General features: G+C 36.1%; 14 protein-coding genes and 1 pseudogene. 8 read left to right on the top strand and 7 right to left on the bottom strand.

Annotation, left to right across the window (positions count from 1 at the left end; genetic code table 11):
- Nucleotides 1-31 precede the first annotated feature (31 nt).
- The 3 genes from QWY91_RS11070 to QWY91_RS11060 are packed head-to-tail and all read left to right on the top strand — an operon-like array spanning nt 32 to nt 3,484.
- Complete coding sequence (locus QWY91_RS11070) at nt 32-2,677, top strand: carboxypeptidase-like regulatory domain-containing protein (RefSeq protein WP_290234966.1); 2,646 nt, start codon at nt 32-34, stop codon at nt 2,675-2,677.
- A gap of 1 nt (nt 2,678) precedes the next feature.
- Complete coding sequence (locus QWY91_RS11065; RefSeq protein ID WP_290234964.1) at nt 2,679-3,308, top strand: copper homeostasis protein CutC; 630 nt, start codon at nt 2,679-2,681, stop codon at nt 3,306-3,308.
- A 38-nt stretch (nt 3,309-3,346) separates the two neighbouring features.
- Nucleotides 3,347-3,484, top strand: a complete 138-nt coding sequence (locus tag QWY91_RS11060; RefSeq protein WP_290234963.1) for a hypothetical protein — start codon at nt 3,347-3,349, stop codon at nt 3,482-3,484.
- Between the two features lie 459 nt (nt 3,485-3,943).
- On the opposite strand, the gene groL is transcribed toward QWY91_RS11060, so the two are convergent.
- The 7 genes from groL to miaB all read right to left on the bottom strand — a co-directional run bounded on the left by groL (nt 3,944) and on the right by miaB (nt 10,684).
- The gene (groL, locus tag QWY91_RS11055) at nt 3,944-5,584 is read right to left on the bottom strand and encodes a chaperonin GroEL (RefSeq protein ID WP_290234961.1); all 1,641 of its coding nucleotides are present in this window, start codon (nt 5,582-5,584) and stop codon (nt 3,944-3,946) included.
- Nucleotides 5,585-5,656: 72 nt separating this feature from the next.
- Nucleotides 5,657-5,932, bottom strand: coding sequence for a co-chaperone GroES (locus QWY91_RS11050; protein WP_290234958.1), 276 nt, complete (start codon nt 5,930-5,932; stop codon nt 5,657-5,659).
- Between the two features lie 151 nt (nt 5,933-6,083).
- Nucleotides 6,084-6,446: a preprotein translocase subunit SecG gene (gene secG, locus QWY91_RS11045; RefSeq protein ID WP_290234955.1), complete on the bottom strand. Its 363-nt coding sequence runs from the start codon at nt 6,444-6,446 to the stop codon at nt 6,084-6,086.
- The gene (locus tag QWY91_RS11040; protein WP_290234953.1) at nt 6,446-7,330 is read right to left on the bottom strand and encodes a DUF8458 domain-containing protein; all 885 of its coding nucleotides are present in this window, start codon (nt 7,328-7,330) and stop codon (nt 6,446-6,448) included. The genes secG and QWY91_RS11040 overlap by 1 nt, the downstream gene beginning before the upstream one ends.
- Before the next feature lie 7 nt (nt 7,331-7,337).
- Nucleotides 7,338-7,841 carry an LPS assembly lipoprotein LptE gene (lptE, locus tag QWY91_RS11035; RefSeq protein ID WP_290234950.1) on the bottom strand — a complete coding sequence of 168 codons (504 nt, stop codon included), beginning with the start codon at nt 7,839-7,841 and terminating at the stop codon, nt 7,338-7,340.
- 44 nt (nt 7,842-7,885) lie between these two features.
- Nucleotides 7,886-9,178: a sigma 54-interacting transcriptional regulator gene (locus QWY91_RS11030; protein WP_290234948.1), complete on the bottom strand. Its 1,293-nt coding sequence runs from the start codon at nt 9,176-9,178 to the stop codon at nt 7,886-7,888.
- A 60-nt stretch (nt 9,179-9,238) separates the two neighbouring features.
- Nucleotides 9,239-10,684 carry a tRNA (N6-isopentenyl adenosine(37)-C2)-methylthiotransferase MiaB gene (gene miaB, locus QWY91_RS11025; protein WP_290234945.1) on the bottom strand — a complete coding sequence of 482 codons (1,446 nt, stop codon included), beginning with the start codon at nt 10,682-10,684 and terminating at the stop codon, nt 9,239-9,241.
- Between the two features lie 561 nt (nt 10,685-11,245).
- On the opposite strand from miaB, the gene topA reads away from it, so the two are divergent.
- From topA to porM, 5 genes and pseudogenes are all read left to right on the top strand, one after another.
- The gene (gene topA / locus QWY91_RS11020; protein WP_290234942.1) at nt 11,246-13,786 is read left to right on the top strand and encodes a type I DNA topoisomerase; all 2,541 of its coding nucleotides are present in this window, start codon (nt 11,246-11,248) and stop codon (nt 13,784-13,786) included.
- 5 nt (nt 13,787-13,791) lie between these two features.
- A complete protein-coding gene (locus QWY91_RS11015) occupies nt 13,792-14,955 on the top strand; it encodes a formimidoylglutamase (protein WP_290234938.1) in 1,164 nt (387 codons plus the stop codon).
- Between the two features lie 110 nt (nt 14,956-15,065).
- Nucleotides 15,066-16,435, top strand: a pseudogene (gene porK / locus QWY91_RS11010) (T9SS ring complex lipoprotein PorK/GldK).
- Between the two features lie 53 nt (nt 16,436-16,488).
- A complete protein-coding gene (gene porL / locus QWY91_RS11005) occupies nt 16,489-17,151 on the top strand; it encodes a type IX secretion system motor protein PorL/GldL (RefSeq protein ID WP_290234937.1) in 663 nt (220 codons plus the stop codon).
- A 41-nt stretch (nt 17,152-17,192) separates the two neighbouring features.
- A complete protein-coding gene (porM, locus tag QWY91_RS11000) occupies nt 17,193-18,749 on the top strand; it encodes a type IX secretion system motor protein PorM/GldM (protein ID WP_290234934.1) in 1,557 nt (518 codons plus the stop codon).
- The last annotated feature ends 4 nt before the right edge of the window (nt 18,750-18,753 follow it).

Genomic DNA, 18,753 nt, shown 5'->3' with positions numbered 1-18,753 from the left:
AAAATCATCATCAATCAAAAAATATAATCATTTGAATAATTCTAGGAAGATTTTCTTTTTTCTGATATCAATATTCGTTGTTTTTGCGGGCTATTCTCAAACTGAAATTTCAGGTCAGGTTTTCGACGATAACAGTAAAAAGCTTAGTGGTGCAACAATAATGATCAGTAAAGATTCTATTTCTTCGATATTGGCTTATGGGATTTCAGATTCTGATGGAAGATTTCAAGTCAGCGTAAAAACTGAATCAGAATCTTTGTTTTTAAAAGTTTCCTATATTGGTTTTGGGACTTTTGAAAAAACTGTTCAGAATAAATCACAGCAATTAGAAGTGAAACTTTTGCCTTCTTCAGAAGCTTTAAAAGAAGTATTGGTGAAATCTGAAATTTTACAGCAACGCGGCGATACGCTTAGTTTTTCGGTAGATGCTTTTAAAGATAAAAATGATCGCGTAATAGCAGATATTTTAAAGAAATTACCGGGAATCGATATTCGGCCAAACGGACAGATATTTTATAAAGATGAGCCGATTCAGAAATATTATATCGAAGGTTTAGATTTATTGGAAGGGCGGTATAATCTGGCAAATAATAATCTTTCTGCCGATGCGGTTTCTAAAGTCGAGATTCTTGAGAATCATCAGCCGGTTAAAGTTTTGGATAGTTTAGAATTTTCAGAGCGAGCTTCAATCAATATTAAGCTTAAAAAAGATATTACGGTGAGCGGAACCGCTACTGCCGGGATTGGTGCTGCACCTTTGCTTTGGCAAACTAAGATCACGCCAATGATCTTCAATAAAAAGCGACAGGCGCTTGTTACCTACCAAAGCAATAATACCGGGAGCGATGTGTCTCGTGAAATTCGTGATTTTTCGATTCGTTTGTTTGGCGATGAGTTTACGATCGATAAAACTGATTGGTTGTCGATTCAGAATGTAGCAGAACCTCCTTTTTCCCAAGAGCGTTGGTTGGATAATAATGTGCATTTAGGTTCCGCGAATATTTTACAGCGCATTAAGGAGGATATGGATCTTAAGCTGAATATTTCTTATTTAAACGATTACCAACAGCAGGATGGAAAAACGCAAACACGATATTTTACGCCTACAGATACGATCGATGTGATCGAAAATACTAATAACGAACTTTATTTAAGTACGCTTCAGGGAAAACTAACTTTAGAGAATAATGCCGATAAAAATTATTTTAAAAACCAATTAGAATTCAATGGATTTTGGAATGCTAATCGTGGTTTAATCGACCGTCCTGATTCACAAATAAAGCAGCAGCTGGAAAATCCTTTCTTCGGAATTAAAAATAATTTGCGCCTTCTTAGAACGGTAGGGAAGCAATTAATCACTTTTAATTCAAATACTGGTTACACGAAAACCAATCAAGAGCTACTGGTGCAGCCGGGGCAATTTGAAGCTATTTTTAATGGCGGTGATCCTTATGAGGAAATTCAGCAATTAGTTTCTGCAAAAAAATGGTTTACCGATAATTCTGCTGGGTTTACCAAGGCGCTGGGTAGATTTACCATTTCACCAAAATTTGGATTTTCGATCCAAAATCAACAATTAGACACCGATATTTTTCTAGGAGAAGGTGACGAGGTTTTAGATGCCGATTTTAAGAATAGAACCGAATTTGTAGAATCTTCGGTCTATTTTAAAAATTCTTTTAGGTTTAAAAGTAAGGATGAAACCTGGAATTTGAATTTAAGTACACCGCTAGCGTTTAAAAGTTTCGATCTTGAAGATGATAACTTTGAAGAAAAAAGAAATTTAGATCGATTGATTTTCGAACCCAGGTTTTCTGTAGATAAAAAGCTTTCAGCCTTTTGGGAAGTAGATGCTTCAGCAGGATTAAGTTACAAATTTGCCGAAATTCAGCAATTATACTATGGATTTTTACTGAATGGCTACCGAAATTTAAATCGCTACAACGCACCAATTTCCGAAGAACAGCAACAAAGTTATAGAGGCGGATTGGCCTATAGAAATCCACTGAAGCAATTGTTTTTAAATGCATCTTATTCGTATAGTTTTACTGAAAATAATTTGCTGTACAGTTCTAATATTGGTGAAAATGGAACAACTATTTTAGAAGCAGTCATACTAGACAATAGTAGCAATACGCATAGCTTTAGAGGCGGTGGAAGTAAATATTTTAGAAAACTAAAAACAACCTTTAAGCTGAATGCTTCCTATAATTTATCACAACGACAACAGCTTTTAAATAATACGCTGGCTGAGGTAAATACCAAAAGCTTCAGTTTACGCGGAAGTGTTGATGCTGAAATTTCCAGCTGGTTAATTGCAAATTATTCGGGTAATTTTTCGACTTATACCTCTGGATTTGAAAAAAGTGATTTTCAGCAAATAGAAACCCATCAGCATGTTATCGATTTGTATTTTTATCCAAAAGACAATCAATATTTAAGTGTCAGTGGCGAATATTACGGCAATTCTTTGTCTGAAAATGGGGATAATTATTTTGTAAACCTTGGTTATCAATTTACTTTTGAGAAGCCAAAAATGGACTTGAATATTAGTTGGCGAAATATTCTGAATACCGATCAATTTAGTAATGCTTATAATAATCAATACTACTATGTGGAGAGTAGTTATCGATTGCGACCTTCGCAGGTTTTAGCCACTTTAAAATTTACGCTATAGAATGACTAATTTTATTACAGAAGCTTGTGTAGAATCTTTAGATGAAGCTTTAAAGGCTGAAGCATTGGGCGCAGATCGGGTTGAATTATGTGCAAACTTAGCTTTAGACGGAATTACTCCTGAACGAGATGTGATTAAGCAAGCAAAGGATCTACTTTCGATTCCGATTCGCGTAATGATTCGACCTCGTGGAGGTGATTTTATATATTCTGAAGCTGAATTTAAAATGATGAAGCAGAACATTGAATTCTGTAAATCGGTTGGAGTAGAAGGAGTGGTTTTTGGAATATTGAATGAAGATAAAACTCTAGATTTGGATCGGATTGCAGTCTTGGTTGAAATAGCAAAGCCATTAAAAGTCGTAATTCATAAAGCCATTGACGAAACTCCGGATATTTTAAAGGCGACAGAAGATATAGTTAAAATCAACGGAATTAATACAATTTTGACTTCAGGAGGAAAAACTACTGCAGAAGAGGGAATTTCAACCCTAAAAAGGATGATAGCAATCGCTGGTAACCAACTGGAAATCATGCCTGCCGGAAGCATTACAAAAGAGAATTTAGACCAGATGCATAAAAGTGTCGATGCATGGGCGTATCATGGACGCCAAATTCTTGGTGTGTTTTAATAATTTTTTATAATTTAGCTTATCCAAACGTTTTTAATATGGAAGCTGAAAATAAGAAGAAACCGGAGGAAAATCTTAAAATTACAGTTCTAATTATTCTGGCAATTGTTGTATTTCAGATAATTATGGATTGGAGTGATTTTAAATCAGGTCTTTTGGGAGCTTTGATTCATTAAGTTTAAATAATTAGAATTTAAGCTTTTATTACGAAACTTGTGAATTTCAGAAGGATAGCTATATTTGATAGATCAGCCTTCAATTTTTATTAGCTTTAGGTGAATTTGTACGTCTTTTTATTTCATCGCTAAAGCTGAATTCTATTACAATCATTCAGTTTTTATCTTCTATTCCTTATATTCAGAACAGCACATTGTTGATGTTTTGTACGCAAATTTGAATAGTAAAAACGAATCAATTTCTTTCCTTATAAAGTTTCGAAGTCAAAAAGGATTCTCAGCTTAGAATTTTCATTAGTTTTATATAATTAATTCCAAATAGCTTTCGGAGTTAAAAATTAATTATAGCTTTCTCTCTTCTCTCTTCTCTCTTCTCTATTCTTTGGTTGTTTTAAAACAAAAAAAAAGCTGCCTTAAATAAATAAGACAGCCTTTTATAATTTTATAGAATGGGAAGGATTACATCATTCCTGGCATTCCGCCGCCCATTCCTTGTGGCATTCCGCCGCCACCAGCGTTATCTTCTTTGATATCGATTAAAGCACATTCTGTAGTAAGGATCATTCCAGATACAGAAGCTGCATTTTCTAAGGCTACACGAGTAACTTTCTTAGGATCGATAATGCCAGCTTTCATCATATCTACATAGGTGTCTGTTTTCGCATCGTATCCATAATCTTTATCACCTTCTAGTACTTTGTTAATTACTACAGAGCCTTCGCCACCTGCATTTTCAACAATTGTTCTAAGCGGAGATTCGATAGCACGAGCAACAATTTGAATTCCTGTTGCCTCATCTGCATTTTCAGTAGAAATAGCTTCAAGAACGGCTTTAGCTCTTACAAGAGCAACACCACCACCGGCAACGATACCTTCTTCTACAGCTGCACGAGTTGCATGAAGTGCATCATCTACACGATCTTTCTTCTCTTTCATTTCAACTTCTGAAGCTGCACCAACGTAAAGAACTGCAACACCACCTGCTAATTTAGCAAGACGCTCTTGTAGTTTTTCTTTGTCGTAGTCTGAAGTTGTAGTTTCAATTTGTGCTTTGATTTGGTTTACACGCTCTTTAATAGCGTTATCATCACCAGAACCATTTACAACTGTAGTGTTATCTTTATCTATAGCTACTTTTTCAGCAGTACCTAACATATCGATAGTTGCATTTTCTAGAGAGAAACCTCTTTCTTCAGAAATTACAGTACCACCGGTAAGAATAGCGATATCTTCTAACATTGCTTTTCTACGATCTCCGAATCCTGGAGCTTTTACAGCAGCAATTTTAAGAGAACCTCTTAATTTGTTAACTACTAATGTAGCAAGTGCTTCACCGTCTACATCTTCAGCAATAATTAAAAGTGGCTTTCCAGATTGCGCTACAGGCTCTAGAATTGGCATTAGATCCTTCATTGTAGAGATCTTCTTGTCGAAAAGAAGAATATAAGGGTTCTCTAGATCAGCAGTCATTTTCTCACTGTTAGTCACAAAGTAAGGAGAAAGGTAACCTCTGTCGAATTGCATACCTTCAACAACATCTACATAAGTATCTGTTCCTTTAGCTTCTTCTACAGTAATCACTCCTTCTTTACCAACTTTTCCAAAAGCTTCAGCAATTAATTCACCGATAAGCTCGTCGTTGTTCGCAGAAATAGAAGCTACTTGCTTAATTTTTTCTGAAGAATCACCAACTTCCTGAGTTTGCTCAGCAAGGTTTTTAGTTAAAGCTTCTACTGCTTTATCGATTCCTCTTTTAAGATCCATTGGGTTTGCACCTGCAGCAACGTTTTTAAGTCCTTCTTTAACGATTGCTTGAGCAAGAACAGTAGCAGTAGTTGTACCATCACCAGCAAGATCGTTAGTTTTAGAAGCAACTTCTTTTACCATCTGCGCCCCCATATTTTCAAGCTCATCTTCCAGCTCGATTTCTTTTGCTACAGAAACACCATCTTTAGTTACTGTTGGCGCACCAAATGATTTACTTATAATTACGTTACGACCTTTAGGTCCTAATGTTACTTTTACTGCGTTTGCAAGAGCATCTACACCACGTTTGATTCCGTCACGTGCTTCGATGTCAAATTTTATATCTTTTGCCATTTTATTGTAAATTTTAGTAGCTGAGAAATTCAGCTAAAAATTGGTTAATTTTAAATTGAATTCAGAAAGAAATTATACGATTGCAAGAATATCGTCTTCTCTCATGATAAGATAATCTGTACCTTCCAATTTAAGCTCGGTACCGGCATATTTGCCATAAAGAACTGTATCACCAACACTAACAGTCATGTCATGATCTTTTGTTCCTTTACCTACCGCTACAACTTTACCTCTTTGTGGTTTTTCTTTAGCGGTTTCGGGAATATAAAGACCTGAAGCCGTTTTAGTTTCAGCTGCAACAGGTTCGATAAGAACTCTGTCAGAAAGCGGTTTAATGTTTAGTCCCATTTCTATAATTTTATTTTGATTAATTAATTTAAATACTCGAAACTGAATAATTCGAAAATTATGCCATCTGAAAAAAGCTGACATTAATAAATAAAAAATGCCAGCTTAGTGACAAGCTGGCATTTTTAACCATTAAAATGGGATTGTATTTTTATTGAGCGCTATCTGCAGCAGGAGCGTTTTGTGTTTGCCCGTTTTGCTGTGCTGGCACTGTATTTTGTGGTAAAGCATTTTCTACTTCATCTTCATCAAAAATTTTAGAATCACTAAAACCATTATTACCATCCATGATAGAAACATTACTTACAAGGATAAGTACAAGTAATACGGTTGCGAGTGTCCATGTGCTTTTATCTAAAAAGTCGTTTGTTTTTTGTACACCACCAATTTGTTGGCCACCGCCACCAATAGAAGAAGATAATCCTCCTCCTTTAGGATTTTGCACCATGATAACTACCACTAGCAAAAATGCTACGATAACTATTAAAACTAAAAAAATTGTAAAAGTGCTCATTATTTGTCTTTATTATTTTCCTGAATTTTTTCGACTGCTCGAATTTGGTCTGCAAAGAAACCACTTTTTTCGGGATTTTTCAAAATTAAAATTTTATACGCCTGGATTGCTTTTTTGTAATTCTTTTGCTCTAGGTAAACTCTGGCTAAAGTCTCTGTCATCAAGGCTTCCGGAGCTGGCGTAGACAGATCGGGAACGCTCGCTTTAGGAGCAGCTTTGGTCGGTTTTATTTTTGGATTTTTAGAAATAAAACGATCAATAAGATCAAATTTCTTCTGTACATTCTCTGGTTGATCTTCCTCTTCTTCTTGTTTTTTATCCTGAAGCGGCTGCGCCGAAGTCAATCGCAACCATTCTGAAAAACTATGTGATTCAGCATTATTGAATTGTAAAGGTTGGCCAATTTTTAATTGATCTTCTGGTTCATCCTTTTTATCTGGTTCTCCTTGTGCCTCAGTTTTATTTTGAAACTTTGAGCGCTCAAACAATTCAGGATCCATCACTTTATCCGATTCATCTTGTTTCATCTGAATCGCTTCTCCAATCGCCATACTTTTTTTACCAAGTACCTGTATTGGTTCTGTAACTTCAAGATTATAAAGTTTATCCTCTTGTTCTTTTATTTGATTTGCAATTCTATTTTGATTGAAATTTATAGAACTTATATACTCAAATAGAATTTCACGGTCAGTAGTAAAAGCAGCTGTTTTTCTTAATGCGGAATTGTAAGAAGGACTCTCTGCATCTTTTAATCCTTTTAGTCGAATTGCACGTGCCGCCTGAAAATAAGGCGTGCTCATTAGTACATCCTCTAATGCCCGGGTATCTTGAGGAGAAACTTCCTCTGGATGCTCTAATAAATATGTGAAATTCTTTAAATCCATATACTTTCTACCAATCGGTTAAAGCTGCATTAAAAATATCCTGGGTAATTCTATCGTAAATTTCTTCTATAGCAGTGTCTAAAGTTCCGCCGATCAATTGCTGTCCTGCTGGGTAATCGTAGTAAAAAGAAAATCGTCTGTCAAAATCCTTCTCGGGCTCTAAAGTATTATAGTATCTAATCTGGACTGCAATTGTTAGACGGTTTTGAGCTGCTGTATTTTGTGCAGTCGCCGTCATCGGTGCGATATAATAATCGATGATTTCACCTTCAAAAATTAGATCTGCATTATTATTTGTTAAAGTAAGATTCGTTTGACTTTGAATTAAATCTTGCAAATTCAGCTTAAAAGTTCTTTCAATTCCGGGTTCTATTAGATCTGCCGTGTTTTGAAAGTTATTTACCTGAAAAGTTTCTGCATTTCCTGTGCTCGCTCCGGTAAAAGAATATATTCCGCAGGAAACTAAACTCAAAACAGCGATAATCGATAAAACTAGTCCTAATTTCTTCATAGTTTCGGTTGCCAAAATGTTGCTTTTAAAACGGCAAATATTGATTATAAATTGTATTGTTTGATCTTTCGATAGAGCGTGCGTTCACTAATACCCAATTCTTCAGCGGCTGCTTTACGTTTTCCGCTATGGCGCTCTAGTGATTTTTTGATCAGCTCTAATTCTTTATCATGAAGGGAAAGCGTTTCTTCTTCTTCAATTTCTTCAGCAAAGTGATATTTGTCTTTTTCAGACATATTTTCTGGCTGTGGTTCGTACTCACTTTTACTACTTTGCTGTGGGATCTGAAGTACTTCAAGATTATCACTATCCAGATCTTCTACATTAAAGTCTTCTTCGTCCTCATCGCCATTTCCGTAGATTTTCTGAATCAAACCTTCATTCTCATCTCTAACTTCTTTAGAATTTCCTTCCTGCATCAATTTTAGGGTGAGTTTCTTTAGATCGTTAAGGTCGTTTTTCATATCGAAAAGTACCTTGTAAAGAATTTCACGCTCGTTACTAAAATCGCTTTCTTTCTTCTTATCTGAAATTACAGCCGGTAAGTTGCTCCCCATATCCGGAAGATATTCTTTCAGCTCTTTTCCATTTATAGAACGTTTTTGTTCTAATACTGAAATTTGCTCTGCGATATTCCGAAGTTGACGAATATTACCACCCCAATGATATTTTTGCAACAAAAGTACGGCATCATCTTCCAACCTAATGGTAGGCATCTTATATTTTAGAGCAAAATCTGAAGCAAATTTTCTAAAAAGTAAATGAATGTCTCCTTTTCGATCTCGTAAAGGTGGAAGATTAATTTCTACGGTGCTTAATCGATAATAAAGATCTTCTCTAAATTTTTCCTTTTTAATCGACTCAAACATATTAATGTTGGTCGCGGCAACAATCCTTACATTGGTTTTCTGTACTTTAGAAGAACCTACTTTCATAAATTCCCCGTTTTCTAAAACCCGTAAAAGACGAACCTGAGTTGGTAGCGGTAATTCTCCAACTTCATCAAGAAAAATGGTTCCACCATCGGCAACTTCAAAATAACCACTACGAGTTTGTGTTGCACCCGTAAATGCGCCTTTTTCGTGTCCAAACAGTTCACTATCGATAGTTCCTTCTGGTATAGCACCACAGTTAACCGCAATGTATTTACCGTGCTTTCGATGGGAAAGCGAATGTACTATTTTTGGGATACTCTCTTTACCAACACCACTTTCTCCAGTTACTAAAACCGAAATATCAGTGGGAGCAACCTGTATCGCTTTTTCTACCGATCGGTTAAGTTTTTGATCGTCTCCTATAATCCCGAAACGTTGTTTTGTGGCCTGTACTGATTCCATTAAAGTATGCAGTATTGAATGTTACTGATTGATTTTTGAAAATCTGAAATAAAAATCTGATTAATTATTGTCGCTATATCCAATTGGATCACAAATTAAGGTTGCACTGGTGCAATCTTTCACTTTTACATTTACAAATTCACCTACTTTGTAATTTTCTTTTGGAAATACTGCGACTGTATTTTGGGATGTTCTGCCGCTCCAATGAGCATCAGACTTTTTAGACGATTTTTCAATTAAAACTTCTACAGTTTTTCCTATGTATTGTTGAGTTCGATATTGGCTATGTTCCCGCTGAAGGGCAACAATTTCAGCAAGTCTTCTTTGTTTGATTTCCGCAGGAATATCATCTTCAAATTTTCTTGCCGCCATGGTTCCGGGTCTTTCAGAATAAGCAAACATAAAACCGAAATGATATTTTACATATTTCATAAGTGAAATAGTGTCCTGATGATCTTCTTCTGTTTCAGTTGGGAAACCGGTAATAAGATCATGCGAAATTCCACAATCTGGAATCAGTTTTCTTATATTATCAATTAAGTTGAAATACTCTTCACGCGTGTGCAAACGATTCATTTTCTGAAGCATTCTATCACTACCACTTTGTACTGGCAGGTGAATTGAATTACAGATATTGGGATATTTTTCCATCATTTCGATAGCATCTAAAGTCATATCCTGTGGGTTCGAGGTAGAGAACCTAACTCTCATTTTCGGTTGCGCTTCAGCCACCAATTTAAGCAATGTTGCAAAATCAGTAGCAGTAGCTTTTTGCATAGGCGAAGCTTTTTCGAAATCCTTTTTCATTCCGCCGCCATACCAAAGGTAACTATCTACATTTTGGCCTAAAAGTGTAATTTCTTTAAAGCCTTTTTCTGCAAGGTCGTTAACTTCTTTTATAATACTTTGTGGGTCACGACTACGCTCTCTACCACGTGTAAAGGGAACAACACAAAAAGTACACATGTTATCACAACCTCTGGTAATCGATACAAAAGCAGAAACTCCGTTTGATTGTAAACGTACCGGCGAAACATCACCATACGTTTCTTCTTTAGAAAGAATAACATTTACAGCGTTTCTACCTTCTTCAACTTCACTTATTAGGTTTGGGAGATCTTTATAAGCATCTGGGCCGACAACCAGATCTACAATTTTTTCTTCTTCTAGAAATTTACTTTTAAGTCGCTCGGCCATGCAGCCTAAAACCCCAACTTTCATTTTTGGGTTAATGCGTTTTACAGCGTTGTATTTTTCAAGACGTTTTCTTACCGTCAGCTCTGCTTTTTCTCTAATAGAACAGGTGTTTACCAGAACCAAATCAGCTTCTTCTAATTTTTGCGTAGTGTTGTATCCTTCCTTAGAAAGTATGGAAGCTACAATTTCGCTATCGCTAAAGTTCATCTGGCAACCGTAACTTTCAATAAAAAGTTTTCTTTTATTTTCGGTCTTCGGCTCAATAACCAGGGAGTTTCCCTGTTGCTTTTCGTCAATAATCTTCTCCATAATGCTATACTAAGCTTAGGTAATTAGTTTGCAAAGATACGTTTTAAGGTTATTGTGCCAAAGTGGCAGTAATTTTTTTTGAAAGTTTTAAGCAACCTTCTAGCAATTTCTGCATCTAAAGGTTGTAATAGTGCTAAAGAAAAGAAAACCTTGCTTTGTGAATTTGGGAAGTTAGCTTCAAAAAAAAAGACTGGAATTATTTTTTTAAAAAAGTAGAATAAGAGTGAAACCCCCGATCTTTACTAACAAAGTCAATAAAGAATATAACACCTATGAAATAATTCTGCCTAATGATGACTGTTGTAGATCGGGGTAAACACTAGTTGTAATTGGTGGTAAATATAATAAAATCAATCTATTAAGTGTCTTAATTAAGATTGTTATTTATGTTTGGTTATTTTTTACATGCCTGCAGTAATGCGGGCATGTTATTTTTATGAAAAAAGCTTTCAAAAAAGGCTGTTTGTAGCGCAAATTCTTCCATTTTAAAACCGATTTAATGATTCATTTCCTAGGTTAAAAAAAAATTGATATACTTTTGCACTTACAAAACTGTAAACTATGGCAAAAAATTTAGTGATCGTGGAGTCTCCTGCCAAAGCAAAAACGATTGAAAAGTTTTTGGGGAAAGATTATAAGGTGGCTTCTAGCTTTGGGCATATTGCTGACCTTCCAAAGAAAGAATTAGGTGTAGATACCGAGGGAGATTTTACTCCTAAATATATAGTCTCTAAAGATAAAAAAGATGTAGTTCGTAAACTAAAAGGTTTGGCTAAGACAGCAGAGACCGTTTGGCTAGCGAGTGATGAGGACCGGGAAGGAGAAGCTATTGCTTGGCATCTTGCAGAAGAGCTAAAGTTAAAAGGCAACAATACTAAGCGGATTGTATTTCACGAAATTACAAAAACCGCGATATTAAAAGCAATCGATAATCCTAGAGGGATTAATTATAACTTGGTAAACGCACAACAGGCGAGAAGGGTTTTAGATCGACTTGTAGGATACGAGCTTTCTCCGGTGTTATGGAGGAAAGTAAAAGGAGGTCTTTCTGCTGGGCGAGTACAAAGTGTTTCGGTAAGATTGATTGTTGAAAGAGAACGCGAGATCGAAGATTTTACAGCTGAAGCTTCTTATAGAATTGATGCTGAATTTGCCAATTCAGAAGGTAAAACGTTTAGGGCTAAACTCCCTAAGAATTTTGATACTAAAGAAGAGGCAGAGGCTTTCTTAAAAGATAATTTGGGTGCTAATTTTAAAGTAGCCGATCTTACTAAAAAGCCTGCGAAGAAATCTCCGGCACCGCCATTTACAACCTCGACTTTACAACAGGAAGCTTCTAGAAAATTATATTTTTCGGTAAGTAAAACGATGACTTTAGCGCAACGTCTTTACGAAGCTGGACATATTACTTATATGAGAACCGATAGCGTAAACCTTTCTGAAGATGCGCGTAAAGGTGCAAATAGAGAGATCTTAAAAGCTTACGGAGAAGAATATGCAAAAACCAGACAATTTAAAGGAAAGACTAAAGGCGCGCAAGAAGCTCACGAAGCCATACGTCCTACAAATTTTGCAAGCCATTCTGTTAGAGCAGATCGTGACGAGCAGCGTTTGTATGAGTTAATATGGAAACGTGCTATTGCCTCCCAAATGTCTGAAGCGCAATTAGAGCGAACTAACGTTAAGATTGAAGCGAATAAACACGATAAAATTTTTACGGCCAACGGTGAAGTTTTAAAATTTGAGGGGTTCTTAAAAGTTTATTTGGAAGGTAGTGATGATGAAGATTCTGAAGAACAAAGCGGGATGTTACCGGAAATGAAGGTAAATGAAGCGCTTCAGAATATTTTTATAAATGCTACGGAAAGATTTACGCGTCCGCCTTATCGATATACTGAAGCTTCTTTGGTAAAGAAATTAGAGGAACTTGGGATTGGTAGACCGTCTACCTATGCACCGACGATTTCTACAATTCAGAATCGAAATTATATAGAAAAAGGATCAGTTGATGGGGCAGAACGCGAATATGTTCAGTTTACTCTTGAAAAAGGAAAAATTTCAGAAAAGCAATTAACTGAAACGGTAGGAAGTGATAAAGGTAAATTAGTGCCAACTGCCGTTGGGAAAGTAGTAAATGACTTTTTAGTAAATCATTTTTCTAATATTCTTGATTACAATTTTACAGCAAAAGTAGAGCAAAGCTTTGATGATATTGCTGAAGGTAATGAGGAGTGGACAAAAATGATGAAGGATTTTTATACCGATTTTCACCCTCATGTACAGGATGTTGCTAAAAATGCAGATCGTGAAGTTGGAGAACGAATTTTAGGAGAAGATCCAGAAACTGGAAAACCGGTGAGTGTTCGTTTAGGGAAATTTGGGCCAATGGTTCAGATTGGATCTGTAGAAGACGATGAAAAACCAAAATTCGCAAGTTTAAGTCCAGATCAAACCCTGGATACCATTACCTACGAAGAAGCTATGGATCTTTTTCAGCTTCCGAAGGAATTGGGAGAATATAAAGATGAAAAAGTTGAGGTGAATAATGGCCGTTTTGGTCCTTATGTGAAATTCGGTAAGAAATATGTTTCCTTAGAAAAAGGTGAAGATCCTATGAGTGTCGATTTTGATCGCGCTATGGAACTTATCAAAGAAAAAGAAAAAGCCGATGCTCCTATTTACGAATATGAAGATTTACCGGTACAAAAAGGAGTTGGTCGCTTTGGTCCTTACCTAAAATGGAATGGTATTTTTATAAACGTAAATAAAAAGTACGATTTTGATAACCTTTCTGGTGAAGATATCGAAGAACTAATTGAGGATAAAAAGCGTAAAGAGCGCGAGAAAGTTATCCACAACTGGGAAGAAGAAGGAATTAGAGTTGAAAAAGCCAGATGGGGAAGATCTAACGTGATTAAGGGTAAAACTAAAGTAGAATTGCCAAAAACGGTAGATGCTACAAAAATCACTTTGGAAGAAGCAAAAGATATAATTGCTAAAAAAACTCCGAAGAAAAAAGCGGCTAAGAAAAAGACATCCAAGAAGAAAACGACCGCCAAAAAAACGACCAAGAAAGCAACCAAGAAAACACCAAAAAAATAAGCTGAATGGAGTTGGATTTTTTAAGTCCTTTAAGTGAAGATTTAATTAGTTACGCGCGAGGTTTAAATGCGCATAGTATAGGTGCAAACGCTAAATTTAATTCAGGATCAACCGGAGTTCCGGATCTTAATGATGTTCAAATTGCCATCATTGGGATAAGAGAAAATCGTCTTGCTGAAAATGAAGAAGATGATCTATTGCATTTTGACGGAATTAGGAAAGCTTTTTATAGCCTGTTTCCAGGAAATTGGCATTTAAATATTGCAGATTTAGGAGATATCGAAAAAGGAGCAACGGTAAAAGATACTTATTTTGCTGTAGAAAAAACAGTCGCCGATTTAGTGAAGAAGGATGTTATTCCTGTAATTCTTGGTGGGTCTCAGGATCTGATCTATGCCCAATATCGAGCGTATGATACTTTGGATGAGATGGTGAATCTTGTAAATGTTGATGCCAGATTTGATCTTGGAGATGCAGAGCAGGTGATTTCAAATAAGTCTTATGTTTCTAAGATTATTGTTAACGAACCATATAATCTTTTTAATTATTCTAATATCGGTTATCAAACCTATTTTAATTCTCAGGAAGAAATAGAATTAATGGATCGGTTGTTTTTCGATGCTTATAGATTGGGAGAAATTAGCAATGATATTTCGTTAATAGAACCAATCATGCGTGCAGCTAATTTGGTTAGTGTAGATCTAAATAGTATTGATGCAGCATCCATCGGAAGTTCTTATTTTAAATCCCCAAACGGTTTTAGTGGGAAAGAAATTTGTGCAATATCTCGATATGCCGGGTTAAGTGATAAAGTAAGCTCTTTTGGTATTTTTGAATACAATTCTAGTTTAAACTCGTTGTCTGGCATGATAGTCGCACAGATGATGTGGTATTTTGCTGAAGGTGTTAATTATAGAAATAACGAAAATACTGTTGCGGCAAAGCAAGATTTTATAAAATATCAGGTTCCAATAGACGATGATATTCTTGTATTTTATAAAAGCCCAACGAGTGGTCGTTGGTGGATAGAAATTCCTTACGTAGCTAGCCTCAATACTAAATTGAAGAGAACTACGTTACTACCTTGTAGTGAGGAAGATTATCTGGAAGCTTGTAATCAAGTAATTCCGGAAAGATGGTATAAAGCAAAAAGAAAAAACGAAGTATAAAAATTAGGCATAGCCTTTGTATGTGGTTATTTTCTTAAAACTGTTGTTTTTTAGAAAATAATTGGATAGGTTTACCGCCTTAAATTGAGATGTCTTAACCTAAAAGTATTATGAAGAAAATTGTTTCGCTGGTTGCTGTTCTTGCTTTAATCTACAGTTGTGGTAGTAATGACAGAGGGCAGCTTGTAGGTGCGAAAGGAGAAAGATGGAACCCAGAGGAGCCGTTTGGTATGGCATTAGTGCCTGGAGGCTCATTTATAATGGGTAAATCGGATGATGATATAGCAGGACAATTAAACGCTCCCCAAAAACGGTTACAGTGAATACATTCTACATGGATGAAACTGAAATCACTAACGCAGAATATCGCCAATTTGTAAATTATGTTAAAGATTCGGTGGTTCGTGTGATGCTTGCTATGGAAGCAGAGCTTGAAGGTGCCACAGCTGGAGCTGACGGTATTGGCGAATACGCTTTTGCAGATGCAGATGAATCTGATCTTACGCCTTATCAACAATATATGTTGGATACTTATGGATCTGGCGGTGAAATGGATGCCTATGAAAACCGTAAGCTAAATAAAGACGTAGATATTATATGGGATACACAAGATTATCCAGATGTGGCCTATGCCAGAGTAATGGATCAACTATATATTCCACAAGAAGATGCTTACAATGGTACGCGAACTATTGATGTTGAAAAATTGAAGTTTAAATACAGCTGGATGGATATTCAGGCTGCGGCTAAAGGTAAAGGCAATCGTCGTGAATATATGAGAAGCGAAGTTGTAGAAGTTTATCCTGATACGGCAGTTTGGATCAAAGATTTCAATTATAGTTATAATGAGCCTATGCATAACGATTATTTTTGGCATAGTGCTTTTGATGATTATCCTGTTGTTGGAGTGAACTGGAAACAAGCTAGAGCTTTTGCGCAGTGGAGAACAAAATATAATAATGATTTCCGTAAATCTAGAGGAGATAGTAACGTGCCTTCTTACCGTTTGCCAACTGAGGCAGAATGGGAATACGCGGCAAGAGGTGGTCTAGAAGGAGGAACTTATCCGTGGGGTGGTCCTTACACTAAAAATGATAGAGGATGTTTTATGGCTAACTTCAAACCATTACGAGGAGATTATGCTGCCGACCAAGCATTATATACGGTGGAAGCTCAATCTTTCGATCCAAATGGATATGGATTATATAATATGGCAGGGAATGTATCAGAATGGGTTAACTCTTCTTATGATGCATCGAGCTACGATTATATGTCTTCTATGAATCCTACTGTAAATGATTATGATGATGCGAGAAAAGTTGTGAGAGGTGGATCTTGGAAAGATGTCGCTTATTTTTTACAAGTTTCATCAAGAGATTATGAATATGCTGATTCTGCAAGAAGTTATATTGGCTTTAGAACCGTGCAGGATTATCTTGGTAACGATGTTCCGTTAAACCAACAAAATACTTTTAAGTAACCAACTTACCCTGAATACAAACCAAAAAACTTAAATTTTAATTATTATTTATTATGGCACAATCAAAAACTAGAATGAAGGTGATGAATATGGTTTACGGTATCGGTGCTGCCGTAGTTATTATTGGAGCGCTTTTTAAAATTATGCACTGGCCTTTCGGAAACGAAATGCTTATTTTGGGTCTTGTGACCGAGGCATTTGTATTCCTTGTTTCAGCATTTGAACCAGTAGACGAAGGTTACGACTGGTCTCTTGTATATCCTGAACTATCTGAAGGAAGTGCTGCAATGGTTTCTCCTAAGAAAAAAGAGGTTGTTGTAGAGGAAACAAAAGATGCTCAGGGAATGTTATCTAAAAAACTTGATGAAATGTTACGTGATGCTAAAGTAGACGCTGCGTTAATGACAAGTCTTGGTGATAGTATCAGAAATTTTGAAGGTGCTGCTAAAAATATTTCCCCGACAGTGGATGCTATGGCTTCTCAGAAAAAATATAGCCAGGAATTAACAACTGCTGCTACGCAAATGGAAACTCTAAATAGTATTTATAAAGTTCAGGTAGAATCTGCTTCAAAACAAGCTGAAGTTAACAAAGCTGTTGCAGAAAATGCTGGTAAACTTAGAGCTGAAATGGATTCTTTAACACAGAATCTTGCTTCTTTAAACGGTGTTTATGGAGGTATGCTTTCTGCGATGAATGTTCAACGCAAAGCTTAATATTAAGAACTTTATAATATAAACTAATTAGAAACTAATACATGGCATCAGGAAAACAAAGCCCTAGGCAGAAGATGATCAACCTGATGTATTTAGTGTTTATCGCAATGATGGCACTTAATATGTCAAAAGAAGTTTTGGTAGCCTTCGGTTCTATGAATGAGAAGTTGGAGCAGTCGAACGCCACTACAGAGCGAAGAAATGCTTCAGCAATGCAGGGATTACAATCTAAAGCAAACGAGCAAGCTGAAAAATATGCGGAATTAGCGCAAAAAGCAGAAACGATAAATCAATTATCACAGAATTTAGATACTTATATTGAAGGAGTTAAAAATGAACTAACTTCTGATTTAGATGATCCACAGGATTATCAGGCAATGGATAAAACAGATATTCTGGATGAACGATTTTTCACCGGAGGTAAAGTTAGTCCAAAAGGTCAGGAATTTGTAGATAAGATTAAAGAATATAGAGAAGGTGTAATTAATACATTGGGCGAAGATTATAGCGCTCTTAACAAAGAGATCGCTGCAAAATTTGATACTTCAGAAGAAGAAGATGGCGAAGGCACTAAAAAGCCTTGGTTAACTTATAATTTTGAAGGATTTCCATTAATTGCTTCTATCACTCAAATGACGCAAATTCAGTCGGATGTTAAAACGACCGAAAATGATATTCTTTCTTCAATGTTATCAGGACAATTGCAGGAAGAGGTTTCAATGACAAACTATTCAACTTTGTTAGAGACTCCTAAGTCAGCTTATTATCAAGGAGAAACTTTTAATGGAGCAATCGTTCTTGGTAGAACAGATGCAACGACTAAACCTAATAAAGTAGAATTAAAATTAGACGGTAGAACACTTTCTGGTGACGATTATTCTTTACAGGGAGGTAAAGTTGTTTTAAATATTCCAGCCGGTAATGCTGGTAGCCATAAGTTAACAGGGCAATTAGTTTTTGCTGAAGATGGTGAAGAAACTGTAGTGCCGGTAGAACAGGAGTTCGCAGTAATTCCTAAGCCAAATTCAGCAACAATTTCAGCTGATAAAATGAATGTTGTTTATCGTGGAGTTAAAAACCCACTTACAATTTCTATGGCTGGTGTTCAGGATAACAATATTAGCGCAAGTGCACCTGGTTTGAGCAGAGTTTCTGGAAGTAGTTACGTAATGGATGTTACTAGTGTCCAGGCGAGAGAAGTGAAAATTAATGTAACCGGAACAATCGACGGGAAAAGTTATCCTTCTAGTTCTACATTTAGAATTAAAGATATCCCTAGTCCGGTTGGTTCTATTCGTAAAGAAACCGGTTCAGTTAAAATGCAGAGAAATAGTCTTGAGATTTCTGAAGTTGGGGCAGAATTGCTAGACTTCGATTTCGATATAGGTCTTCGAGTAACTGGATTTAGTTTTAAAGTTTCTGGACAGCCAACAGTGACTGTTAGAGGGAATAGACTTGATAATGCAGCTAAAGCTGCTTTACGAAGAGCAGGAAGAGGAGAAACCGTGCAAATTTTTGATATTGAAGCTTCACTTAACTCAAACAGTGGGTATAGACTTAAGAAAATTGCACCAGTATTTGTAGAACTTACGAATTAAGAAA

Origin of the sequence: Zunongwangia endophytica (genome assembly GCF_030409505.1) — a bacterium.
Taxonomy (GTDB): Bacteria; Bacteroidota; Bacteroidia; order Flavobacteriales; family Flavobacteriaceae; genus Zunongwangia; species Zunongwangia endophytica.
Note: the sequence above shows the minus strand (reverse complement) of the source record. Positions and strands in the feature narration are given on the sequence as shown.